Consider the following 25,627-nt stretch of genomic DNA (forward strand, 5'->3'; position numbering starts at 1 on the left):
AGTCCTTATAGTCAAGGAGTGATGATTCATGACTGGTTCAATGGGGAAGATCTTTAGGCAAACGGTTAAAGAAAATAAACCCTTGCAAGTACTAGGGGCAATCAATGCTTATGCTGCTATGTTGGCGCAATCTGCTGGAGCTAAAGCAATTTATTTATCTGGAGCAGGGGTTGCCAATGCATCTTATGGTTTACCTGATTTAGGTATGACCAGCTTAGCAGACGTACTTGAAGACGCTCAACGAATTACCGAAGCTTGTCCTTTGCCTTTATTGGTAGATGTTGATACTGGTTGGGGGCATGCTTTCAATATCGCACGTACCGTTAAATTAATGGAAAAAACTGGTGTTGCTGCCATTCATATCGAAGATCAAGTTTTGGCAAAGCGTTGTGGGCATCGGCCTAATAAGGCTATTGTTTCGATGAGTGAAATGGGTGATCGCATTAAAGCAGCAGTTGATGCACGTCAAGATCCCGATTTTGTCATTATGGCGCGCACTGATGCTTATGCGATTGAAGGAATGAATGCAGCCATCGACAGAGCGCAGCGTTGTGTTGAATTAGGCGCTGATATGATTTTTCCTGAGGCGATGACGACCTTGGATGAATATCAACAATTTACCAAAGCGCTGCATGTTCCTGTTCTTGCTAATATTACTGAATTTGGTAAAACACCTTTATTCACCAGAGAAGAGCTTGACAGCGCAGGAATTTCTTTAATTCTCTATCCTCTGAGTGCTTTTCGAGCAATGTCTTTAGCTGCTTTAGCTACTTACCAAGCAATTATGCAAAAGGGTACGCAACAATCCATGGTGGATAAAATGCAAACTCGAGAAGAATTATATGGAGTCCTAAGGTATTACCTATATGAACAACAACTAGACCAATTGATGGGGGATGATCATGAATACTAAGAGCGGCGGATTAGCCGGAGTTGTTGCTGGAGAATCAGCAATTGCTACAGTTGGGCTAGGTACTGGATTAAATTATAGAGGCTATTCTATAGATGATTTAGCGGCACACGCGACCTTTGAGGAAGTTGCCTATTTATTATTATACGAAAAATTACCGACACAAAAAGAATTGGCTGCTTATACTAATAAATTAGTTAGTTTGCGTCATTTACCTGAAGCATTAAAAACGGTATTGAAATTAATTCCGAAACAGACGCATCCTATGGATGTGTTAAGGACAGGTTGCTCTTTTCTAGGCACGATTGAGCCTGAAGAGAATTTTTCCTCAGAGCATCAAATTGCTGATCGTTTATTGGCTATTTTCCCTGGTATGATGTGTTATTGGTATGCCTATCATTATCAAAATAAAGAAATCAGTGGCTTAAGTGATGTACCGACAACGGGAGGTCATTTTCTTACTTTACTGCATGGTCATGAACCTACAAAGATTGAAACGGATATGATGAATGTTTCTTTGATTTTGTATGCTGAACATGAGTTTAATGCGTCAACTTTTGCTGCACGTGTTACCGCAGCAACGCTTTCTGATTTTTATTCAGCAATTGTTACTGCTATTGGTACTTTACGTGGCCCTTTGCATGGTGGTGCTAATGAAGCTGCGATGGAATTGATTGAGCACTTTAATTCCCCTGATGATGCAGAAGCGGGTTTAAGAACAATGTTACAAAATAAAGATAAAATCATGGGCTTTGGTCATCGCGTGTATACAACTAACGATCCACGTTCAGCCATTATTAAACAATGGTCATTCCGTTTGGGTGAAGCGAAGAATGACATTCTTTTATATAATATTTCAGAGCGTATTGAAGAAGTCATGTGGTCTGAGAAAAAACTATTCCCTAATTTAGATTTTTATAGTGCTTCAGCATACCATTATTGCGGTATCCCTACTTTTTTATTTACACCAATATTTGTGATGTCGCGGATTACGGGATGGGCTGCTCATGTGTTTGAACAACGTGCAAATAATAAGCTAATTCGTCCTACTTCAGAATATATTGGGCCTGAGCCTAGAGCATTTCCTCCAATGACAACAAGAGGTTAATTATGAGTAATTATGTAGAAGATAATGTAAAACCTGATTACGATAAAGTGATGATCGATATTGCAGATTATGTGTTAAATAAGAAGATCGACAGTGTTTTAGCTTATGAAACTGCACGTTTATGTTTGATGGACACTTTAGGTTGTGGGATTTTAGCGCTGAATTTTCCTGAATGCGTCAAGTTAATGGGACCTATTGTTCCTGGAGCGACTCTTTCAGATGGAGCCCGAGTGCCTGGTACTTCTTATGAATTAGAGCCTGTGCAAGCAGCATTTAATATTGGCACGATGATTCGCTGGTTGGATTTCAATGATACTTGGTTAGCTGCTGAGTGGGGGCATCCTTCAGATAATTTAGGCGCAATTCTGGCGGTGGCTGATTACATATGCCGGCAAAATTGTGCTCAAGGTAAAGCACCGATTTTAATGCATGATGTGCTTACTGCCATGATTAAAGCTCATGAAGTTCAAGGTTGTTTGGCTTTAGAAAATAGTTTTAATCGCATGGGGTTAGATCATGTGATTTTAGTTAAGCTTGCTAGTGCTGCGGTTGCTGCCTTGTTATTGGGTGCAGATCGAGACATGATGTTACGTACTTTGTCGCAAGTTTTTGTGGATGGACAAAGCTTAAGGACCTACCGCCATGCTCCTAATGCGGGTTCACGTAAGTCATGGGCTGCTGGGGATGCAACTTCTAGAGCAGTGCGTCTTGCTTTAATCGCTCAACGTGGGGAAATGGGGTATCCCAGTGCCTTGACTGTACCAACGTGGGGTTTTTATGATGTTTTATTTGGTAAAAAGCCATTTAAATTCCAACAACCTTATGGCAGCTATGTCATGGAAAATGTGTTGTTCAAATTATCTTACCCAGCAGAGTTTCATGCACAAACTGCTGTTGAATGTGCAGTGAAACTGCATCCTCTGGTGGCGAGTCGATTTGAAGATATTGCGAAAATTGAATTAATTACTCATGAATCAGCTATTCGCATCATTAGTAAGCAAGGAGCTTTGCATAATCCTGCAGACCGTGATCATTGTTTACAGTATATGGTTGCTATTGGTCTTTTATTGGGTGATTTAACTGCAGAGCATTATGAAGATAAGGTTGCTGCAGATTCACGTATTGATACCCTTCGGGCAAAGATGCATGTGACTGAGAATGAGTGTTTTTCACGGGATTATCTGGATCCAGAGAAACGCTCGATTGCCAACAGCATTAAATTGATCTTTAAAGATGGCACTGAAAGCGAATTGGTGACTATGGAGTATCCAATTGGTCATAAGAGCCGTCGTGAAGAAGGTATTCCGGTTTTATTATCTAAATTTAAGAAAAACTTGAGTACGCGGCTTTCAGCAGAGCATATGGAAAAAATTATACAAGCCATGAGTGATACAAATGTACTTGCTGCGATGAGAGTTGATGATTTTATGACTATGTGGGTGATTTAAAAGTGTTAGAAAAACAACTGTAACGAATTAAATTTCTTACAAATTTCTTACATAATATTGAAAAAAATAACAAGTAGATGTAAAATCTCTCATTTACTTCTTGGTACAAATAATAATGAAATTAAAAACGATTCTTATTACACTAGCGCAAGTAGCTGTTTTAGTTTTATTGATGATTAAATGTGTTGTTGCTGGAGATGTTGCTGTAACGGGTTCAATGGAGCATTCCATTACTCAGTCTAATCAGAGTCTTTCTTTAAAAAGAAGCAACAATAATGAAAAAATAATTCAGTTCCTGAAAATCCATCTATCAGATGAAGGGAAAGAGCTTTTAGCTACACGTATGAAAGAGATTGAAGATCATAGTGAGCAATTAGCACTCATGTCCAATGCAGCATTTCCTGGTAAGGTTCAGGTAGCTATGAATAATGTACCAGTACTTGATCAAGGGAGACATGGAACATGTGTAACCTTTGCTATCACTGCAGCGCTTGATGCAACAATGGATAAGGGAGATTATATTAGTCAGCTTTGCAACTTACAATTAGGTTCTTATTTAGAAAATCATGGATATATTAAAGCAAGTGGATGGGATGGCAGTTTGCCTATTTGGGTGATCCATCAGATTGAACAGTATGGTGTAATAAGCAAAGAAAAGCAAAAAACAACTGGATGTGGTGGCTTAACCGAATATCCTACCGATACACAATATTCTCCTGTATCTTTTATAGAACCAGAACAATATTATCTAATGAGTGAGCTAGTATTTGGTAAGTCAGCTAATTGGTCTAATATTTATTGGCGTATTAGTTCTTCCTGGACATTATCTGAAGTAAAAGCAGCACTTAACTCTGGAGATAGAGCCGTTTTTGCAGTCATTTTTCCACGCGTTGATTTAGGTGTTGCTGGTGCTATAGGTAAGTATAAGAGAGGGAAAGATACTTGGGTGCTTACCTCAGAAATAAAAAAAGCTGTCTATGATGCAACAGCAGCACATGAAATGATCATTACTGGTTATGATGACGATGCTCTTGCTGTGGATAATAAGGGTAAAGAACATAAAGGATTACTCACATTACGTAATTCTTGGGGAAGTAAAGTTGGAGATAATGGAAACTTTTATATGTCGTATGATTATTTTAAATTATTAACTTTTGACGTCAGACGATTTTCTCCAAATGCTCATTAAAATATGATGAGCTTGTCTTCAAGAACTTCAGTAATTTAACAAAAGAGGGAGAAATATTGTGCTCTTGTATTTGCAGATAGTTGATGAATGCACAGGCCTATAAAAAATAGGTTTTGTTCTCATAGCCACGAAGGAATTTTATGTCGTTTATTGTGACCTCATTGACCCAGCAAGAAGAAGAATGGATACTGGCGCGCCGAGTAAGTCGTTTGACGGATAATAAAGAAGTGCAAATCTATCCCATGGGAGCTGAACGTTATTTGTCGTTGCAGCTTTTTGGTCAAGAGCAAGAACGTTACGACATTCGCAGTGCTATTGTTGGAAAAGATGTTTTAGTTATTCCAGGTTATGGGAACAGTAGTTTTTTATTTGTAGAAGCAGGAGCTAAGTCAGTGATTGCTTATGATAAAGATGCGGTCACTATTGCGTGGTTAAAAGCTTTTAAGAAATATTATCATTATCGCGAAGGAGTAAATTATCCTTCAGTAGGTGAATTATTAACTGCATTAACACGTTGGTACCCGCCCATTATCACTTTGCCTTCAGGACGTGTTGCTCATGTCTTAAGCTGGCTTTTTAGCCCTAATTCATTACGAAGAGCATATATTCACTACATGATAGACTTGATACAACAGGCAGTGCGTGCCCATGTTCAAGAGTGTGAATGGGATAGGAATATTCAATTTTTTGTTGGAACCGCAGACGATTTGTTGGCACTCAAAGAAAAACCTCATTTTGACACTGCATTTGTGCCTTATCTTTTAGGTGTTCGTCATGGAATTGAACAAGAACAGGAAATCGTCACTTTTATTAAACAACTTCTGCATTTAGTCCTCGATGGCCAAATTCTTATAAGCCCTTCTCGGGCTACCAAAGAGTTTTATGCAGTGGGTAAATCGTATTTTGAAACAGTAGAGTACTCAAATATTCAAGATATTCCTGGGCTGAAGACCTATGTTGTTGCTGAAGATAAATATTGGTTTCGTACTCAAGGCTTAGCAGCATTTGCCGCATCCAGGCAAAAAAAAGGTTAATCAGTCTATAATTAAAAACATAAAATCCAGGATGGAGAATCTCATGAAACGCACAACGCCGCGGCATAAGAAGCCAATACCTCGTGAAAAAATTCCTTTTGAGTGTATTGCTCTTGTTTTGCAAGGTGGTGGCGCTTTGGGTTCTTATCAGGCAGGAGTTTATCAGGCATTGGATGAGGCAAAGGTCTATCCGGATTGGGTTGCTGGTATTTCTATTGGTGCTATTAATGCAGCAATTATTGTGGGTAATGCTCCTGATAAACGAGTGGAAAAATTGCGTGAATTTTGGGAAACCATCACTGAAAATCCATTTTTTGAGAGAGCAAATACCTTCGCTGATCTCTATCTTAAAGGAGATCTGGCGCGAGGTATTTTTAATAAAATAAGTGCTGCCTATACTTTGCTTGCAGGAACTGCTAATTTCTTTGTGCCACGTCATGCTACACCTTTTTTACATCCTGATGGTACTACGGAAGCAACGAGTTTTTATGATACAACTATTTTAAAAAGCACTTTGGAAAAGTACGTTGATTTTGATCGAATTAATCATGGCAAAGAACGTATTAGTTTAGGAGCAGTGAATGTACGTTCAGGAAACTTTGTTTATTTTGATAATGAAACCCATGATATTACTCCAGAACATGTAATGGCCAGTGGCTCTTTACCCCCGGGCTTTGCCGCAACGGAAATTGAGGGGGAGTTTTATTGGGATGGTGGCTTGGTTTCTAATACTCCTTTGCAATGGGTTGTTGATAGTAATACTCGTTTGGATTCTTTAGTATTTCAAGTAGATCTTTGGAATGCAGAAGGCTCCTTACCTCATAATTTGACTGAAGTTATGACCCGACAAAAAGAAATTCAATATTCGAGCCGTACTCGTGCAGCAACTAACCATTTCAAGCAGTTACAGCGCGCTCGTGCGGCGGTTTCTAATTTAATTGAAAAGTTGCCTGCCGAATTGTTAAATGATTATGATGTGAAGTTATTGAAAAAAGTTGCTGATCATAAAGTGTATAACATTATTCATTTGATTTATCATGCTCAGCAGTACGAAGGGCATTCTAAAGATTATGAATTTTCCCGTTTATCCATGCAAGATCATTGGCAGGCAGGGTATTTTGATGCAAAACATACTCTGGCTCACCCGCAAATTTTTAAACGTCCAAAAAATCCAGAGGGTGTTTTTATATTTGATGTAGCCAGAGACGGTAATGTTTAGTAAGTACCTTAAGTTCTTATTTTATTAAAAAGACTCTTATCATATATTTTTTTTCTTGAAATAATGCAAAAATAGATTTGTATTGTCGGTTTAGCAAAAAAATGCATTTACCATAAGCTGCTAAGGATAGTATATATAAATGATTCGATTCATTGCCATGAACTTAATGATATTTACTCTTGTTGCTTGTCAGCAACATCATGAGCAAAAAAATTTTTTTAATGGATATATTGATACAGATCTCATTTATTTATCATCAGATTTTAGCGGACGGCTTATTAAATTGGAAGTTCAAAGAGGGCAACTTGTTCAGCCCGATCAGTTTTTATTTGGGCTTGAACAAACACGTGAGCGTTATAATGTTCAGATGAGTCAACTAAATACTCAGGATCTACAGGCGCAGCGACAGCAAGTTTTAACTCAACTTCAATATAATCAGATAAATTATGACCGTACTTTAGGCATGCGTAAGCAAAATGTTGCCAGTCAAAACGATCTCGATGTAGCTAAAAAAGATTTGGATGCTTCCAAACAACGTCTTGCCGAAATTGATTCAAAAATAAAAATAAATCAGGTAGATACCGCAGAAAGAAAATGGGAAACTGAGCGTAAAAATGGTTACTCTGGCAGCTCCGGTATTGTATTCGACACTTATTATACTCCCGGTGAATTTGTCCAAGCAGGTTCACCTATTTTATCCCTTATTAGTAAAGATAACATTAAAGCTATATTTTTTGTGCCAGAAATAAAACTAAGTCGGTTAAAACTTAATCAAAAAGTTAGGTTACTTATAGATAACTCCTCTCAATTAATTGAAGGACATATCAGCTATATTTCAAATATTGCTCAATATACTTCACCTTTGATCTATTCTCGTGAGGAACGTCAACAACTTGTATTCCGGATTGAAGCAAAAATAGATACCCCACAAATAGAAAGTATACACTTAGGTCAACCTGTAAGTGTGGAGTTGGAATAATGAATGATATAGCTATTAGTATTACTGGGTTGACTAAAAAATTCTTACAAAAAACAGTAGTAGACCATCTTTCTTTGAATGTAAAACGAGGAGAAATTTTTGGTTTTTTAGGTGCCAATGGCAGTGGTAAAACCACTACTTTGCGCATGGTTTGTGGTCTTTTAACACCGACATCTGGTGAAGGATATTGTCTAGGATATAACATCTTTTCACAAAGTGCTGAGATCAAAAAAAATATTGGTTATATGCCACAAAAATTTAGTTTTTACACAGGATTATCTGTTTATGAAAACTTAAAATTTATTGCTACTATTTATCAGGTGCCGAATGCAGAGCAGGCAATTGAAGAGACCATTGCTACTTTGGGTTTAACACCTTATCGTGCTTTACAAGCAGCTTCCTTATCTGGCGGATGGAAGCAAGTCCTTGCTCTTGCATGTTGCGTCATTCACAAACCCCATATACTTGTTTTAGATGAGCCAACAGCAGGTATGGATCCTAAAGCCAGGAAAGAGTTTTGGGATTACTTACATAATATTTCCATAACACAACATACAAGCGTTTTGGTTGCTACTCACTACATGGATGAGGCGGAGAAATGTACAGATATTGCATACATTCACATGGGGAAGCTTTTATATGCCGGGAAAACCAAAGACTTAGTTCCTTTTTCAGCTGTAAAAACCTGGGCTTGGACGGGTGAGAGAAGTAAACAAGAGGAATTAATTCAAGAAATTAAGAGCTCATTTCCAGCAATTTTAACATTCATTGTGAATAATGATTTACGGATTTCATCTCGTAATTTGGAACAGTTAAGAGAATTTATTCAAAAACATCATAACTTACGTTTTAAAGAAGTATTCCCTTCTTTTGAAGAAGTCTTTATATTGTTAATACAATGAATTATAAAAATTTTCATAGAATATCTTTAAAACGAATAGCGGGGTTAATTCGTAAAGAATTTATTCTTATCATGCATGATTATGGAACAATTGCTATGTTGGCCATATTGCCGATTATGTTATTGTTCATATTTACTTATGCTATTGAATTTGATCCGAAACATTTACCAACGATGATTATTAGCTATGATCATTCACCCTTAACGCGTGATATCATTAGTACTTTGGAAACTTCTCACTATTATAAAATTGTTAATATCAATGGCAATGAAAAGGAAAAAAATCAAGGCCTGAGTAGCGGCACTTTAAGTGCCGCCCTGACAATTCCCGCTAATTTTTCACGAAAATATATTCGGGGTGAAAGTCCGCAATTACTTGTTGAAATCGATGGTTCTGATCAGGGTAGTTTTGGTGGTGCATTAGCCAGTATTCAACCTATTGTTAATCAAGCTGCAGCGCGTTTTAATGAACAAGGTTTAGGTAAAGTATCTAAAAAATCTCCATTACCAGTGAACATTATAGTCCAAAAACTTTATAATGAATCAAATAAGAGCTCCTTTAACATAGTCACAGGGCTAATTGGGATATTATTAACGTTGACTATGGTTATGTTAACTGCCACAGCAATTACCTCAGAACGAGAGTCAGGTACTTTGGAGATGTTATTAACTACACCATTAACTTCTTTTGAAATTATGGTAGGCAAGGTAGTACCCTACATTATTTTTGGCTACCTCCAAGTGACTACGCTCTTGTTTTTTGGCAAATGGTTCATTAATATTCCAATAGAAGGAAGTATATTATTATTATACTTTTGTGCGACACCATTTATTATTGCTAATTTGATGATAGGCATGATTTTTTCGGTGATTGCAAAAACACCCATGCAAGCGATGCAGCTTAGTGTCTTTTTTCAGCTTCCTTCTACATTTTTATCCGGTTATATTTTTTCATTCTATGGTATGCCAAAATGGGCACAACTACTCGGCTCTTGCTTGCCGATGACTTATTTTACTCGTATTACAAGAGGGATCTTGCTTAAAGGAAACACTGTATTACAAGTCATTCCTAATATCCTTCCTATTTTGTTTATGATGATTATTTTGTTTTTCTTAACCATAAAAATATTCAGAACGACACTGGATTGATTAGAGCAAGAACTATGAAAGCAAAAACTGTATTGCTGGGACTCATGGCCGTATTTGTTGAGGGATGCAGCAAAATGCCTCCCCCTAATAAGGGGATTGAGTATCCTACACATACTCGGACGGGTCATCAATATGCCCTTAATAAAGCGGACCTAAGTACTGCAAGATGGTGGAAAAAATTAAATAATTCAGAGCTTAATCAATTCATTAAGCAAGCACTTCTAAAAAATAATCAACTAAAAAATGCAAATGCTACGATTTCACAAGCACAGGCACAATTAAAGGCAGCACAATATGACTGGTTTCCAACTCTGGATGCAAATATCCGTGGATTTAATGCGGGCACCTGGCATACTGGTTTGGAACCTAAAGGAGTTATTGCCAGTCACGGATTATTAACCAATATTTCTAACTTGCAATTAAAAGGCTATTATGCTGGTTTTTATCCCAGCTACTCATTCAATATATTAGAAAACCTAAATAATGTTCGTGCGGCAAAGGCGTCTTTAGCTATAAAGCAGGCAATGGCTCAATCAACTAAGCTTGCAATTATTAGCCAAATGAGCAGTTCCTATTTTATGCTTTTAGGCTTAAAAGAACAGTTAATATTGGAAAAAAAGCTCATATGTGATTTAAAAAAATTACGCCAACTTGAAGACATCCACTATAAAAAAGGTGGTAGTGATATCGAAAAAACGGTTCAATTAGATCAAGAGTTATATCAAGAAACCGTAAAAATTCCTCAAATTGAAAATTCCATATCACAAATTGAAAACGCCATACATATACTTTTAAATGAAAATCCTGATCCCATACGGACTCACCATACAATTTATTTGCTGAACACCAATAATCTTATCCCCACGGCATTACCTTCTTCGGTATTAAAAAATCGTCCGGATATTATGGTGGCATTAAACAATGTAAACGTAGCAAATGCCGATTTAGGTAAAGCGTATTCTGCATTTTTCCCCGCGATTTCTTTAACTGGATCCGCAGGAAGCGTTTCAGCAGATTTAAAAAAAATCTTGGGATTAACCTCTGGTTTTTGGGTTGATCAAGCACTTGCGTCAATCAAAGTATTAAATGGTAATGCATATCAAAATCTACAATCTACAAAAGCCAATTACTATGCAACTTATTATAATTATTTACAAACTTTACGCTCTGCATTTGCTGATGTAGATAATAGTCTTATGAATGAAAAAAAGAGGCGAGAAGAATATTTATTAATTCAAAAGAGCTATATTGCAGCAAGAAAAAGATATTCTATCACATTTGCTCAATTTAAAGCGGGTGCAAGAGATTTTCGTGATGTAGTAAATGCACAAATTAATGTAGATCGTTATCAATTAATTATAATTCAAGAAAAAATACAATTATTAGATAGCATTGTTAATGTTTTCAATTCAGTTGCAGGAGGATGTAATATCCAGAATTTTCAAGAAGATGGGCAAAAATATACCAGATTAGTTTTATCTTAATCTTTTATAATGTATTATGCCTAAATTATTATAAATTTTAAGACATTTTATGACGAAACTTTATTTTGACTCCCCAGAACAAACTGAGGGTGACATCGCATTCAATAAAAAAGCTTATAAGGCTGCGTTCAATTATTATAATCAAGGCCTGAATAAACTCGCTAAGGCCGCTTCTAAAGAACAATATAACGATCACGATTACCATGACAATACTACTCAGGCTTTAGCCAACGTAATTTATGCAAGATGCTATGCATTTAATGAATCAAAAGATATTAATAAATCTAATGCTGAACAATTTTGGAAAGAGCTTAATCATGATCTTGAAAAGCTTGTAATAAATTGGGGTGTATTAACTACTTATCATGAAAAAAATATTCAGACTATTACAACTGAGGAAGATGTTAAAGAGACCTATGAAATAGCAATTTTGAGCTGTGAAGATATTAGTGATGTGTTTGCTGATGGAGATGATTATCAACAAGCATTAATTTGGATGGAGCGTTGTCTCTCTCTGCATAAACGATATAATTTTCCCATACCATTACGGGTTTCTAACGGCTATCTGAATTTACTTCACCAACAATATATGCTGACAAGAGACACCAAATATTTGTTAGCGATGGAAAAATATATTAATGAGTCAACTCTGAATTCAATTAAAACGCCCTCTTTAAAGGCTTTAGAGTTTTTGGGTTACCAGTTGATAGTAGTTTTGGCGATGAATTTGAGTCCAGATAATATTAAAAAATCTTGCGAGAGTATGATCCGCGAATTAATAAAGGAGAACAGAGCCCTTGCACAAAATGAACTGGTTATTGAAGTAAATAAAGACCTGGAAAAAGCATCCCAACACAATCAATCTACAAATAGAACACAAAGTCTTTTAAAAAATGACTCTACTAAGCCTGTAACCCTTAAAAGGAAATCTTCCGAGCTATCCAGTGAACAAGATAATGATAGTAATTGTCTTGATGATGCTAGGAAATCAAGGTCTTTTTCAAGGTTACGTCGTCACAAAGATGCATCGTTTGAACAATTGAGTAGGAGCGAACCTCTTACAGAAAAAATGAATGATGAATGTTCTGTCTCTAATGTAGTGAATAAATCTCTCTCGCAAGTCATAATTCAGCCAGTAGCCGAGGATAATTTGAGGACAAACTCATCAGTTTTTTCTCAAAATATTGATTTAGTTCCATTGAATAATTCGATAACAAGTGCTCGTCATGATGATAAGCAACTAATGAGAAAAACGAGGACAACTCCACGAGTAGAAGCATCCAGAACTCTTGATAATACACTACCTTTAAATCCTCCACAGTACCCACCAAGAGCTAAGTTACCTGCTCTCTCTCGTCTCATAATTAAGCCTAAAGAAAAAAAAGCAGCTCCAAATGTTTCTGAAAATTTAGCGGCTTTGTATGAAAAAGGCTTGGAGTCTTTATTCGAGGATAATTTTTGGATGGACATATTATCAGATGATGTTACATCTCAAGAAAAGTTGGCAGAAAACTCTATCCTTACCGAAGAGAAGGAACCTCATACTGAAACTCAATCTACATCTTTATTCACCACAACGACGCAAGTTTTATCTCAAAATATTGATTTAGGCCCATCGAGTAATTCGATAACAAGTGCTCATAAGGATAATGATAAGCCAATTAGAAAAATGAGGACAACTCCACAAGTAGAGGCATCCAGCACTCTTGATAATATACTACATTTAAATCCTCCACAGTACCTACCAGGAGCTAAGTTAGCAAATATGGCTTCACCTTATTCAACATCATCTGCTTTAACTATGTTTAAACCATTTCAAAGTTGCTTACAAAAACAAAAATCTCAAAATGTTCAACATCAAGAAAACATTTCTATAAGCAAGATTGATACTGACATTTCGCTATTTCAAGCGTTTTATAATTCTATATTGGCAACTGTTAGAGCAAAACCAACTAAAGATACATATGTTTATATATTAAAATTTATGGGAGATTTTTTGCATTATAAACGCCCTGAGCTTACAGATTTCCAGTCAAACATGAAAATTTGGCATCATTTAATTGCAGTCAATCTTTATTATGTCGCTTTAAAAATTAATTCGCAGCACACCAAGATAAGAGATGAATTGCAAAAAATGATACAAGATGAAACAATTATTAAGTTTTTAGATGCTAGTATGTTATCACAGATAAAAAAAATTCTTGACCTTAACATAGCACCACCGCCTGTTGTTGATTTTTCTATGCAATTCGAAAGCGCTGCCGCTAATTGCCTTAGTCAATTAGAAATACATAAAGAAAAAATTCCAAAGATTAATGATTTTATAGAAAACATGGTGAGATATATAGCTCAAAAATCACGCATTGTTTTTGAGAATAATGAATTTGAGCAGGCGTTACTTATCAATTATTATCAACAAAGCGAATCTCTAAATGAAGATATACAACCATCAATGAAAATTACTAATTAGATGTCTTAATTTACGGCTATTCATACCCCAATGCCGCTGGTAATTGAGCTACTGAGTTAATATGGTAGCTCAGCGTTGCCTGAGGTGTATTTAGATCGTCTGCGTTTTTATTGATATGACAATATTTAATCCCAAAATTCATAGCTCCTTGACCATCATTCATCATGGAATCACCTACCATCAACATAAATTTTTTATCAAAAATATGGATTGGTTGTTGGTGCTTATTAGCAATTGCTTCTAAGGCTAAATCAAAGATTTCTTTTTGTGGTTTAGCATAGCCTACTTCGTCAGAAACGATAAAACAGTCAAACCATCGGTTTAATTCCAAGCGCTCATATTTCCTCGCTTGTGAGTCAGATAATCCATTGGTTATAATGCCTAAAATATGTCCTTTTTGATGCAATAATTCAATAGCTCTTTTTACATTTGGAAACCAGTCAGCTTCTTCACCAAGAAGATATTCATAAAGATCTGCAATTTCAATATGCTCAGCGTCATAAGCTAAGCGTGCATTTAATTCTTTAAAGCGCATGAAACGAACATCTCCAGGCAGAAGAGCATTTTCAGAGGCTCCTACACGACTCCAAAGTTCATTGTTTACATTATGATAATGTGTTTTAAAAAAAGAATAATCTATTGAGTTATAAAATTGCTCATAAATCTTGCGCAAGCAAACAGCCTCTGCAGCGACAAAATCTATTAAAGTATCATCTAAATCAAATAAAATTACTTGATACGGCATTATGAGTCCTCAAAATTTAAAACCATATACGTAAGTACCAATTGATTATTTCCTGCCCCCAAAATAATGCAGCAATTCCTGAAATACATAAGAAGGGACCAAAGGGAATCATGGTGTCTTTGGATTTATCTTCTCGATATAAATACAAAAGCCCTACTATTGTACCAGTAATTGAGGAAAAGAGCAGAATTAAAGGTAATATTTTCCATCCAAACCAGGCACCAAAGGCTGCGAATAATTTAAAATCTCCATTACCCATACCAATTTTTCCGGTAAATAAATAAAATAATTTAATAAAAAACCATAAGCTTAAATAAGCCCCAGCTGCACTGAGTACTGCTTCGGACAAAGGAGCAAATAAATTAGCGGTATTCGCGATTAAGCCTAACCACAATAAGCTTAAGGTTAGGCTATCTGGTAGCAGTTGATGATCAATATCGATAAACAGCAAACAAATCAAAATCCACAAAGCAAGCAAAGCAAAAGGAAGCTGCCAAATAAAACCAAAATGCCAGCTGGCATAGAGAGATAAAAGCATTGTGCCTAGTTCTATAAAGGGATAGCGCGGGGATATAGGGCTTTGGCATTGATAACAGCGTCCTCGCAGGAATAAATAACTTAGAATGGGAATATTTTGCCAATATGTAACCGTGGCCTTGCACGAAGGGCAAAAAGATCGCGGAAAGAATAAATTCAATAACGGCGTGATTTCCTCTTCCAATCCCATCAATTCAGAATATTCATGTTTCCATTCGTGTTGTAACATAATGGGTAAACGGTAGATGATAACATTTAATAAACTGCCAACAGCAAGTGAACATAGGGCGACGACAACATACATAAACCAAAGATGATTGGTAGTGAGTTCATGAACCATTTTACGCTTATACCTTTTAAATTGCAGAACCAAGTTTAAATATAGGCAGATACATGGCAATAACCAAGCCACCTACTAAAATACCTAAGATGGACATAATCAGCGGCTCTAATAAGCTGCTGAGTGAGTCTACAGAATTATCTACATCTTCTTCGTAAAAGTCTGCGACTTTAGTTAACATTTTTTCCAAAGACCCAGACTCCTCACCGATGGCAATCATTTGAATGACCATCTTCGGGAATAAAGACGTATTTTCCATGGCCTTATTCATTTGCTGACCAGTGGATACTTCGTCTTTAATCTGCTTTGTTGCATTGGAAAAGATTATATTTCCAGTTGCTCCAGCTACGGATTTAAGTGCATCGACCAAAGGTAACCCAGCGGCAAACGTAATCGATAAGGTTCTTGAAAAGCGGGCAATGGCTGCTTTTTTAAGAATGGAGCCGATTATGGGCAATTTTAATAAAACTTTATCTACATTTTGGGCAAAATTTGCTGAATGTTTTTGTGTATAAATAAAGGCATACACCGTCATAGCTAAGGTGGAAAAAATCAGATACCAACAGGATTGAAAGAATTTAGACACTTGTACCACAATTTTAGTCATAGCCGGCAGCTCCGCTCCAAATCCTTTGAACAAGCACTCAAATTGTGGTACTACAAAAATCAATAAACCTGTAGTCACAATAAAAGCAATCACAATAACTGTCATGGGATAGGCCAGTGTTTTTTTGATTTTCTTTTTAATAGTTTCGATTTTTTCTTTATAGGTGGCTATCTTATTTAACATAATGTCTAAAGAACCGGATTTTTCTCCAGCATTTACTAAATTACAAAAGAGCTCATTAAAATGGGCAGGGTGTTTTTGGAAGGTTTCGGCTAAAGTTAAACCGGTTTCTATATCATGTTTGATGTGTTCGATCAATTCTTTAAGTTTTATGTTGGGTTGGCTTTTAGCAATGATATCAAAGGCTTGCATTAGAGGAATGCTCGACTCAACCATAGTTGCGAGTTGTCGGCTAAATAGGGCAATATCACCTGAGGTAATTTTCTTATTAAATAATGAGGTACGTTTTTGCGCCACCTTATTAATTACAACGCCTTGTTGGCGTATTTCTACCTTAGCTAAGGCTAAACTTCTTGCCTCAATAGTACCAATTACTTTTTGCCCTGCTTTATTAATACCGGTATAGTGGAAGATTAGTGCATTCTTAGTACTTTTCTCTGTTTTTGCCATTTTGGTTAATCAACGGTTACCCGATTGACCTCCTCAATGGTAGTCATGCCGTCTTTAACTTTTTCCAGGCCTGATTGATAAATAGTTTTCATACCTTCGGCTTGTGCAGTTTTTAGAATATCCAGAGAATTTCCTCCTGACATAATTATTTCACCTATGGTTTTAGTCATGGGTAGTACCTCAAATAGACCAATGCGCCCACGATAGCCATTAATGCATTGAGTGCAACCGACCGCTTTATAAAGTTTAATGTCTTCTAAATCATCCTCGGTAAAACCTAAGCTTAATAAACTGAGTTTGGTGAAATCATCACGTAAAATTTTACAATGATTGCATAATTTACGCGCTAGGCGTTGCGCAATAATCATTGTCACCGAACTGGCAATATTAAAAGTAGGAATACCCATATTTACCAATCGGTTTAGAGTTTCTGCAGCACTGTTGGTATGTAAAGTTGATAACACTAAGTGTCCGGTTTGCGCGGCTTTAACGGCGATTTCTGCCGTTTCTAAATCACGAATCTCACCAACCATGATAATATCAGGGTCTTGGCGTAGAAATGAACGTAAAACATTAGAAAACGTGAGGCCAGCTTTAGGATTGATATTGACTTGGTTGATGCCAGTGACCTTGATTTCTACTGGATCTTCAGCAGTTGAAATATTGACTTTTTTGGTATTGAGCATGTTTAAAGCGGTGTACAAACTTACAGTTTTACCGCTACCCGTTGGTCCGGTAACTAAAATCATACCTTGAGGACGTTCAATAGAACGAATAAAATGTTCTTTTTGAATTGAGCTAAATCCTAAGGCTTCAATCCCAAGCTTGACTGTGTTGGGATCTAGAATACGTATCACTACTTTTTCACCTCCTGTGGTAGGACAAGTACTGACTCTAAAATCTCTGGAATGATTTTTCGAGATTTTCATCTTGAAGCCCCCATCTTGAGGTACTCGACGCTCAGAAATATCCAGATTGGACATTACTTTAAGACGTGCCGTGATACGTGAAGAGCGGCTCAATGGCGGTGTGGCAACTTCGGTTAAAATACCATCTTGGCGGTAGCGGATACGGTATTCTTTTTCAAAGGGTTCAAAATGAATATCTGAAGCTCCTTGTTTAATGGCATCAAGCAGCATTTTATTCACAAATTTGACTATAGGCGCATCTTCACTATTTGAATTAGCCCCGATCTCTTCATCATCATGAATAATAATGCCATTAAAATCGTTTACATCATCCCCATATTCCGATAAACCCTCGTTTTCCTTCATGGTTAATAGATGGTTAATTAATGTTGCAAGTTTATCGGTTTCAACCACAATAGCATGTGTATTTAAACCAGTATGAAACTGAATTTCTTTTAATGAAGAGTGCTTGCTTGGGTCATCTGTAGCTAAGTATAAATTCGTGCCGCGACAAAACAAGGGGATCATCGCGTGACGACGTAAGAGTTTTTCGCTGACTAGAGTTATAGGTAGGGCGTCGATTTCAATACAGTCTATGTCCATCATTGGTACGCCAAAGCTTACTGCGACTGTTTGTGTTATTTGTATTGCTGAAAGGATGTTATTTTTGACCAAGTACTGGACTAAAGAAATTCTTTCATCGGTAGCAAGTTTATAAAATAAAATAGCTTGAGACTTTTCCAAAAGCTTTTCAAGGACAAAAAGCTGTCCAATTCCTTGTAGTTTAAATCCGTTATTTTTCAACATAAATTTTTATCAGTTTGTGTATAATGTTAACTGAGGTTGTTCTATTCAATAAAATCACACATTTCCTTAAGTGAAAGATTGAAAATGGATTGTTTGCACATGAAACTCATTGTATTGTAGTTTAATTCAAGATTAACCTTTTTAAAAGGCATTACCTTGTTGATTGCACAACAAATAAAACAATATAGAACTTTGAATAAATGGTTTCAAACGCCACTTGGTCTTTTTGCTGCACATGAGTTTGCGGTAAATCTTGAGTCAGTAGAAGAGCTGGTACGAGGAGATACTTTAGTGCAGCTTGGGAATTGTGGAGAGAATGTTTGGCTCAAAAAGCTTCATTTTGACCATCAATGGATTGTCTCGCCATTTACTGTACTGCATAAAGCTCAGATTGAAAGCAAATTAAACCATTTACCCTTAAATCGTAATAGTGTTGATTGCGTGCTTGTTCCTTTAACTTTGGAGCCTTTTAACTATAGTTTGAGTTTAATTGATGAAATTGATCGAGTGTTAAATCCCATGGGGTTTGTGGTGTTTATGTGTATTAATCCCTGGAGCTTATGGGGTGCGGCAATAAAATTAGGCAGGCTTCATTGTTATAGAGAGCATCAAGTTAAAATGCGTTCGCCATTTACTTTAAATAGAATGTTTATTCAAAGAGGTTATCAGCAAATTTTATTAAGTAATTTTTGTTATATTCCCCCAATCAACAATCCTAAATGGATTACACGACTGACTTTTTTAGATGAAATTGGTAAAATGTTATGGCCATTTCCTTCGGGTTTTTACTGTTATATTGCTCAAAAATATCAGCTTATTACTCCTAATCATTTGCTAAGGCCTGTAACCAAGCCAATGAGTGATTATCAATCCCCGTTACAACCAGTAACGTTGACTCCTGTTGAATAAAATCTATAATTTTGTATACTTCGCAAAGCATTAAAAACAGGCTTGGGCTATGACAAAAAAAACACTATTCCGAATTACTTTTGCCAATCAGGAAGCAATTTATGAGATCTATGCGCGTTCAGTCAAAGAGAGTGAAATGTTTGGCTTTTTAGAAGTTGAAGAATTGGTATTTGGTGAGCAAACAGCATTAGTAGTTGATCCTTCGGAAGAGCGATTAAAATTGGAATTTAATGGAGTAAAGCGTACATTTATCCCGATGCATTCAGTGTATCGTATTGATGAAGTGAATAAACATGGGACAGCTAAGGTTAAGGATAATCCAAATTATGGTGGGAAAGTTAGTCCTTTCCCTGGCGCAGGAAAATTAAAAGATTAATCCTGTCTTTTTTACTTTAAGAGTACGTAAATGACTATTCCTAGTAAGATTAAAGAAGTTTATGAAAAGTCAACTTGTTTGTTTACTACAAATGAAGTTGAAGCAGCTTTAGACCGAATGGCAATTAATATCCATAAAAAATTGCAAGATGAGAATCCAGTAATCATTTGTGTAATGGTTGGCGGATTGGTCCTTCTGGGTAATTTACTACCACGTTTGGATTTTCCTTTAGAAGTAGATTATGTCCACGCAACTCGTTATCGTGGCTCTACAGTTGGTGGCGATATCGTTTGGAAAGCGAAACCTTCAGTTGCTCTTGCTGGACGAACGGTTTTAGTTGTTGATGATATTCTTGATGGCGGTGTGACTTTGGCTGCAATTATTGATGAAATTAATCAATTAGGTGCAAATAAAGTGTACAGCGCAGTCTTGGTTGATAAATATCGTAAGCGTGTAGAAAATGGTTTACAATCAGCTGATTTTGTGGGTTTACAAATTGAAGATCATTTTATCTTTGGTTATGGTATGGATTATAATGAATATCTGCGCAATGCCCCGGGTATTTTTGTGGTTCATCCAGATCACGAGTAATAACGAAGCCCTGGGTGCGACGAAGCGCAACCCAGGAATTCATGACATCAAAGCTTGTACATCATCGGCGTCTAGACAGTTCCATTGAGCACCAATTTAGAGAAGATTTTGATTTCTCAGGAATAATTTAAATTCAGCAGATCCCTCCATTTGAGGCATGTTTGAAGCATATTCGGGTTTTGGTGAAAAGAAATTTAATGAAGGGCTAATGCCTATACTTTTGGGAACATTAATAGTATTAGATGTAGGAATGATTATTTTTGAGGCATTCTCTTCATTCTCAGGAACAGTATATGATGTCGTTTGATAATTATGGTGTCGCTCCAGAGAAGATAGTATCTCTAATGCTTTTTTTGCATGCTCATAAAACTCTGTTTCGGAGGTTTCAGTAGTTGCCTGTATCGCTATTACATGAGGTGCATCACAACAAGCATTGATATGTACGGGGTTGTCGTCAAGCAAAACAAAAAGCGCGTTGCGAAATTCGCTATTATAATGCCTAATATTAAGTAAACGAATATCTTTACTTTGGTGTTTAATCGTCGCCGCGGGGAAGTCTCCAAAATCTGCCTCTACTTCTGGAGAGAAAAAAGGACTAGCTACAAATCGCCGCTTATTTTCTTCAGATAAAATAAGTTGTGGGGCTATATCTTGTAAAATAGAAACAGGCCATGAACCTGCTGTGAGAATGATGACGCCATCGTATTCATCAAAAGCTTCTTGGATGAGCAGGGACAGCTTTTGGCGGTTAATAACGTAAGCTGGGAACATTGTTGAGTGGGTGAAGATCATGAATAGAGATGACAATTCTTGACTCTGATGAATAAACTGCTTGTGTTCTTCTATTACAAAAATGGTTTCGTCCAGATCTAAAACTAAATAAGGCATTACATCACCAAATTGGCCTAAAAATATACATTTTATATTAAATTTAGTTATTTGTAAATAAAAAAAGGGACGCCGTCAACTTAATTTCTGTTAACCCTAAAAGAGGATTGTGACCGAAATTTAGGCGCAACGTACTCCATTTAGCGCTGGTTTATCAGCATTTGTCTGATACTCTTTGCTCTGTCTTCACCGCTTGTTTTTCTTGATTTGGAATCATCTATGATTTGTTGTTCTTGTTAATGCTTTTTAGCAAACAATGCACGTAAGTGATGAATAATAGTTTCGATCGCATTACGTGATGCCGGTGTGTCTGCTAAATCATTAAGCATTAAAAAGTCATGAATTGTGCCATGATGGCGCAGTCCCGTTACTCGAACACCTGCGGCATTAAGTTTATGCTCATAGGCTTCGCCTTCATCTCTTAGAACATCACATTCGCCATTGATGACCAAAGCAGGAGGTAAGCCTTTTAATTGCTCAATACTTGCTTTGAGGGGTGATGCAGTCATTTCATTGCGTTTTTCTTTATTGGGCAAATACTTATCCCAGAACCATTGCATTGCTTTTTTAGTAAGCCAAGGTCCTTCAGCGAACTCTTTATAAGACGAAGTTTCAAAATTAGAGTCAGTTACTGGATAAATCAATACTTGATAATCAATATGTGGACCATGTCGTTCTTTAGACATTAAAGTCATGGCAATGGTCATATTGCCACCAACACTGTCACCAGCAACGGTAAACCGAGAAGTGTCGAGATTTAATTCTTTACCATGCTCAAATACGTATTTCATCGCCGCATAACCCTGTTCTATTTGTGTAGGATATTGTGCTTCTGGGGCCAGAGTATATTGCACAAATACCACAGCGGCATGTACACCAACTGCAAGTTCACGCACTAAACGCCCATGAGTTTGATAATCGCCAAAAACCCAACCAGCTCCATGGTAATACATAATCACAGGTAAAGGTTCCTTAACGCCTTTGGGACGGACAATGCGAATGGAAAACTCATCTCCTTTGCCTTTGTTGAGGACTAAATCATGCAGATCAACTTCTGGTTTGTCGGAAGATAATGCCTGCAGTTTATCAAATATGGCTCTTCCTTCTTTAACAGGAAGATCATATAGTGGCTTGCCACCTGCTTTGTGAATTTTTTCTACAAAAGCCCAAGTTTTAGGTTCTATTCGCTTACTTAAATCCATTTTGTGTACCTCACTTTTTGATAGTTAAAATGCCCAACAAAAACATCCCCCCCATTGCCATAAATGATGCGTGCAAGAAGAGGAGTGTTTATGATGTTGATGGGCTACTTGTGCCGCAGAATGTAACACTTTATCATGATGATATCCGCCATAATAGTTCACCGGAGACCATGAGGGGCTCACCGGAAGTAGGGGCGGATTGTATTTAGAAAAATTAGCGCTTGCGTGAACAATCTGGCCACCAACAACGGTCATTAATGAGTAAATATCTTTAATTTCTTCATCTGCAACCTGGAAATAATCTTGAGATAGAACTGCAAAATCTGCCAATTGCTCTGGTAAAAAAGAGCCTTTGCTGTCGGTTTCCGCAGAAAACCATGCGCTTCCTTGAGTGTAAAGTTCCAGGGCTTTTTCACGAGATAGAATATTGTCTTCTGAATAGAGGGCTTGACCACCTACCGTTTTTCCAGTTGTTAGCCAATACAAACATAACCAAGGGTTGTAACTTGAAACACGAGTTGCATCGGTACCCATGCCAACAGGAATTCCTGCTTCGATAATTTTCTTAATCGGTGGTGTATGTTCTGCCTGTTTTGCGCCATAGCGATTGATAAAATATTCTCCTTGAAAAGCCATTCTATTTTGAATGGCAATTCCACCGCCTAGCTTTTTCACACGCTCTATGGATTGATCAGAAATTGTTTCTGCATGATCAAAAAACCAATGTAATTTATCAATAGGAGTTTGCGTGTGAATATGTTCATACACAGTTAATACTCTGGATATAGTTTCATCATAAGTTGCATGGAGTCTAAAAGGCCAATTGCTTTCGGCTAAAACACGCACTACAGGTTCTAACTCTTTTTCCATAGTTGATGACAGGTTAGGGCGAGGCTGTAAGAAATCTTCAAAATCAGCTGCAGAAAAAACAAGCATTTCACCGGCACCATTATGGCGATAATACTCATTTCCTTGCTTGTATTTAGATATTTTAGTCCATTGAGTAAAATCTTCTAATTCGTATCTTGGTCTTTGTGTAAATAAATTATAAGCAATGCGCACTGTTAATCTATTTTCCTTATGCAAGGATTCAATGATTTCATAATCATTTGGATAATTTTGGAAACCACCACCCGCATCAATCACACTAGTAATGCCTAAGCGGTTGAGTTCACGCATAAATTGCAAAGTGGAGTTTATTTGATCCTTATGAGTTAATTTAGGTCCTTTAGCAAGGGCTGAATAAAGGATCATGGCATTAGGATGTGCAATTAACATACCGGTTGGATTACCTTGCTTATCGCGTTGAATCATGGTTCCTGGCATTTCTTGTGTATTTTTATCGTAACCAATAGCGTTTAATGCAGCTTTATTAAGTAATGCACGATCATATAAATACAAGACGAATACAGGTGTATCTTTAGAAACTGTATTGATTTCCTCTAAAGTAGGCATGCGTCGTTCTTTGAATTGAAACTCGCTCCAGCCACCAACAACGCGAACCCATTGTGGTTCAGGGGTTCGATCTGCCTGCTCTTTGAGCATGTATAAGGCATCGCTAAGACTATGAATGTCATCCCAACGCAGTTCCATATTATAGTTAAGTCCACCACGAATCAGATGGATATGGGAATCGTTTAAACCTGGAATTACGGTTTTCTTATTGAGATCAATCAGTTGTGTTAAATTATTTTTTAGCTTTATAATTTCATCATCACGACCAAATTGAGCAAAACGACTATTTTTGATGGCAACAGCAGTGATTTTCTTTCCATTAATGCCTGAGCCTTTAAAATTACCATTATAATAAATTACATCCATAATGAAAAACTCCTTAACTAATCCACTTGGAATTGATTAAGTATTTAGCGCTTTCGATTCTATTTAACTATTTTTCCTTTCCATTCACTACGTGGTTTTTGCTTATGTACCATAGTATATGCGTAATCCACACCCATTCCGTAGGCACCGCTGTATTGTTTTACAATATCCATAACGCCATCATATGTTTCTCTTCTTTCCCAATCACGCTGCCATTCAAGCAATAATTGTTGCCAACACAAAGGGATGACCCCAGCCTGTATCATACGGTCCATTGAGGCGCGATGCGCTATTTCACTGGTACCACCACAAGCATCTTCCACAACATAAAGTTCATAAGCATCTTGCATCGCCGAGAAAGCGCACAAATTGATGCAGACCTCAGTCCATAATCCACCAAGAATTAATTTTTTACGGCCAGTTGCTTCGATATGTTGCCTTACCGACTGAGAATCCCAAGAATTCATGCTGGTACGTTCGATAATTTCATGATTAGGAAAAATATCGAGTAATTCAGGCCAAATATAGCCACTAAAACTTTCTGTTTCAACCGAAGTAAGGATAGTAGGAACCTGGAATAATTTAGCAGAACATGCCAGGGCAGTTGCATTGTTTTTTAACATTTGACGATCAATGCTTACGACACCAAAAGCCATTTGTGGTTGGTAGTCAATCAGCAATAAAACGGAATTTTTAGGCGTCAATAATTCGATTTTTTTGTCCATAATAGAGCATCCCTATGTTTATTAATGGAACCAAATTTGATTAAAGCAATATCTTAAATATAGACCATTGTTTTATTTTTAAGCAAAAAAGTTTGAGAAGGTTATATTATCAAGAGAGATCCCTATACTTTATTTAGAAAAATGTTAGTATAAAATTTTATGACGTCGTTCTATTTATGCTGATAAATAGTTTTTAGGAATCACATAATCGGCCCTTTATGTTGTAATAAAATTCAGAAAAGAGGAGTAACTATTTTGACTAATAAATTAGTACGGCCAGACGATATTTTACCTGATGGGGTTGATAGCACGATCATCAATGGAAAAATGATAAGAAAAGGTACAATTGCTGCTTTTTTAGCAAACGTAGATCTCTTAGAAAAAAAAAGTACTACCGAACACCATAGACAAGTAGCAATTAAAATAATGAAAGAATTGGCACCGGCAGTAATTTCTATAGGATTGCATAAACATGTTGTATTTAAAAATAAACAAGTTGAACAAATTCTTATTGATGCTGAAGTAATTACTTGCAATAGTTAATAAGTATAAAACTGCTTATTAGATTGTTTCAAAATCGCAAAAAGCTCTCATTAATATTTATTTTTGATGCAATGGGTATTTTAAAGATAATAATATCGATATAATTT

The 25,627-nt window shown here is 36.6% G+C and carries 23 protein-coding genes; 15 read left to right on the plus strand and 8 right to left on the minus strand.

All coding sequences use genetic code 11. From position 1 onward, the window contains the following. Positions 1 to 28: 28 nt before the first annotated feature. The 11 genes from prpB (at position 29) to QM652_RS00425 (ending at position 13,891) form a co-directional block, all read left to right on the plus strand. Positions 29 to 913 carry a methylisocitrate lyase gene (gene prpB, locus QM652_RS00375; protein ID WP_415072160.1) on the plus strand — a complete coding sequence of 295 codons (885 nt, stop codon included), beginning with the start codon at positions 29 to 31 and terminating at the stop codon, positions 911 to 913. Beyond that, entirely contained in the window at positions 903 to 2,018 is a 1,116-nt protein-coding gene (gene prpC / locus QM652_RS00380) for a 2-methylcitrate synthase (protein WP_415072161.1), read from the plus strand. Before prpB ends, prpC begins: the two co-directional genes overlap by 11 nt. 2 nt (positions 2,019 to 2,020) lie before the next feature. Beyond that, on the plus strand, positions 2,021 to 3,466 hold the full coding sequence (locus QM652_RS00385; protein WP_415072162.1) for a bifunctional 2-methylcitrate dehydratase/aconitate hydratase: 1,446 nt from the start codon (positions 2,021 to 2,023) through the stop codon (positions 3,464 to 3,466). Between the two features lie 115 nt (positions 3,467 to 3,581). Further along, positions 3,582 to 4,655 (plus strand): C1 family peptidase, encoded by a 1,074-nt coding sequence (locus QM652_RS00390; protein WP_415072163.1) that lies wholly within the window; start codon positions 3,582 to 3,584, stop codon positions 4,653 to 4,655. A 140-nt stretch (positions 4,656 to 4,795) separates the two neighbouring features. Then, a complete protein-coding gene (locus tag QM652_RS00395; RefSeq protein WP_415072164.1) occupies positions 4,796 to 5,689 on the plus strand; it encodes an ABC transporter permease in 894 nt (297 codons plus the stop codon). A 43-nt stretch (positions 5,690 to 5,732) separates the two neighbouring features. After that, complete coding sequence (locus QM652_RS00400) at positions 5,733 to 6,908, plus strand: patatin-like phospholipase family protein (RefSeq protein ID WP_415072165.1); 1,176 nt, start codon at positions 5,733 to 5,735, stop codon at positions 6,906 to 6,908. Between the two features lie 157 nt (positions 6,909 to 7,065). After that, positions 7,066 to 7,887, plus strand: a complete 822-nt coding sequence (locus QM652_RS00405) for an HlyD family secretion protein (RefSeq protein ID WP_415072166.1) — start codon at positions 7,066 to 7,068, stop codon at positions 7,885 to 7,887. Beyond that, complete coding sequence (locus QM652_RS00410; RefSeq protein WP_415072167.1) at positions 7,887 to 8,789, plus strand: ABC transporter ATP-binding protein; 903 nt, start codon at positions 7,887 to 7,889, stop codon at positions 8,787 to 8,789. The genes QM652_RS00405 and QM652_RS00410 overlap by 1 nt, the downstream gene beginning before the upstream one ends. Then, the gene (locus QM652_RS00415; protein ID WP_415072168.1) at positions 8,786 to 9,937 is read left to right on the plus strand and encodes an ABC transporter permease; all 1,152 of its coding nucleotides are present in this window, start codon (positions 8,786 to 8,788) and stop codon (positions 9,935 to 9,937) included. Before QM652_RS00410 ends, QM652_RS00415 begins: the two co-directional genes overlap by 4 nt. 14 nt (positions 9,938 to 9,951) lie before the next feature. Continuing rightward, positions 9,952 to 11,421 (plus strand): TolC family protein, encoded by a 1,470-nt coding sequence (locus tag QM652_RS00420; protein ID WP_415072169.1) that lies wholly within the window; start codon positions 9,952 to 9,954, stop codon positions 11,419 to 11,421. A gap of 49 nt (positions 11,422 to 11,470) precedes the next feature. Further along, entirely contained in the window at positions 11,471 to 13,891 is a 2,421-nt protein-coding gene (locus QM652_RS00425; protein WP_415072170.1) for a hypothetical protein, read from the plus strand. 16 nt (positions 13,892 to 13,907) lie between these two features. Here QM652_RS00425 and QM652_RS00430 read toward each other — a convergent pair whose 3' ends face one another. Genes QM652_RS00430 through pilB form a run of 4 tightly spaced genes read right to left on the minus strand, consistent with a single transcriptional unit; the run spans position 13,908 to position 18,465 of the window. Next, complete coding sequence (locus QM652_RS00430; protein ID WP_415072171.1) at positions 13,908 to 14,636, minus strand: HAD family hydrolase; 729 nt, start codon at positions 14,634 to 14,636, stop codon at positions 13,908 to 13,910. A 16-nt stretch (positions 14,637 to 14,652) separates the two neighbouring features. Further along, the gene (locus QM652_RS00435; protein WP_415072172.1) at positions 14,653 to 15,513 is read right to left on the minus strand and encodes a prepilin peptidase; all 861 of its coding nucleotides are present in this window, start codon (positions 15,511 to 15,513) and stop codon (positions 14,653 to 14,655) included. A gap of 16 nt (positions 15,514 to 15,529) precedes the next feature. After that, a complete protein-coding gene (locus QM652_RS00440; RefSeq protein WP_415072173.1) occupies positions 15,530 to 16,750 on the minus strand; it encodes a type II secretion system F family protein in 1,221 nt (406 codons plus the stop codon). 5 nt (positions 16,751 to 16,755) lie between these two features. Further along, a complete protein-coding gene (gene pilB / locus QM652_RS00445) occupies positions 16,756 to 18,465 on the minus strand; it encodes a type IV-A pilus assembly ATPase PilB (protein ID WP_415072174.1) in 1,710 nt (569 codons plus the stop codon). A gap of 156 nt (positions 18,466 to 18,621) precedes the next feature. Here pilB and QM652_RS00450 point away from each other — a divergent pair, with 156 nt between their 5' ends. Genes QM652_RS00450 through QM652_RS00460 form a run of 3 tightly spaced genes read left to right on the plus strand, consistent with a single transcriptional unit; the run spans position 18,622 to position 20,341 of the window. Next, positions 18,622 to 19,374 (plus strand): methyltransferase domain-containing protein, encoded by a 753-nt coding sequence (locus tag QM652_RS00450; RefSeq protein ID WP_415072175.1) that lies wholly within the window; start codon positions 18,622 to 18,624, stop codon positions 19,372 to 19,374. A 49-nt stretch (positions 19,375 to 19,423) separates the two neighbouring features. Beyond that, positions 19,424 to 19,750 carry a DUF1820 family protein gene (locus tag QM652_RS00455; protein WP_415072176.1) on the plus strand — a complete coding sequence of 109 codons (327 nt, stop codon included), beginning with the start codon at positions 19,424 to 19,426 and terminating at the stop codon, positions 19,748 to 19,750. A 30-nt stretch (positions 19,751 to 19,780) separates the two neighbouring features. Further along, positions 19,781 to 20,341 carry a hypoxanthine-guanine phosphoribosyltransferase gene (locus QM652_RS00460; protein ID WP_415072177.1) on the plus strand — a complete coding sequence of 187 codons (561 nt, stop codon included), beginning with the start codon at positions 19,781 to 19,783 and terminating at the stop codon, positions 20,339 to 20,341. Positions 20,342 to 20,437: 96 nt separating this feature from the next. Here the strand turns inward: QM652_RS00460 and QM652_RS00465 are convergent, their stop codons facing one another. The 4 genes from QM652_RS00465 to QM652_RS00480 form a co-directional block, all read right to left on the minus strand. Continuing rightward, on the minus strand, positions 20,438 to 21,229 hold the full coding sequence (locus QM652_RS00465; RefSeq protein ID WP_415072178.1) for an NIF family HAD-type phosphatase: 792 nt from the start codon (positions 21,227 to 21,229) through the stop codon (positions 20,438 to 20,440). A gap of 236 nt (positions 21,230 to 21,465) precedes the next feature. Beyond that, complete coding sequence (locus tag QM652_RS00470) at positions 21,466 to 22,431, minus strand: alpha/beta hydrolase fold domain-containing protein (protein ID WP_415072179.1); 966 nt, start codon at positions 22,429 to 22,431, stop codon at positions 21,466 to 21,468. A gap of 24 nt (positions 22,432 to 22,455) precedes the next feature. Next, positions 22,456 to 24,252 carry an amidohydrolase gene (locus QM652_RS00475; protein ID WP_415072180.1) on the minus strand — a complete coding sequence of 599 codons (1,797 nt, stop codon included), beginning with the start codon at positions 24,250 to 24,252 and terminating at the stop codon, positions 22,456 to 22,458. Between the two features lie 59 nt (positions 24,253 to 24,311). Further along, on the minus strand, positions 24,312 to 24,977 hold the full coding sequence (locus QM652_RS00480; protein ID WP_415072181.1) for a hydrolase: 666 nt from the start codon (positions 24,975 to 24,977) through the stop codon (positions 24,312 to 24,314). Between the two features lie 255 nt (positions 24,978 to 25,232). Here QM652_RS00480 and QM652_RS00485 point away from each other — a divergent pair, with 255 nt between their 5' ends. After that, positions 25,233 to 25,520: a hypothetical protein gene (locus tag QM652_RS00485; RefSeq protein WP_415072182.1), complete on the plus strand. Its 288-nt coding sequence runs from the start codon at positions 25,233 to 25,235 to the stop codon at positions 25,518 to 25,520. Positions 25,521 to 25,627: the final 107 nt, after the last annotated feature.

Source organism: Legionella sp. (genome assembly GCF_047605385.1).
Lineage (GTDB): Bacteria > Pseudomonadota > Gammaproteobacteria > Legionellales > Legionellaceae > Legionella.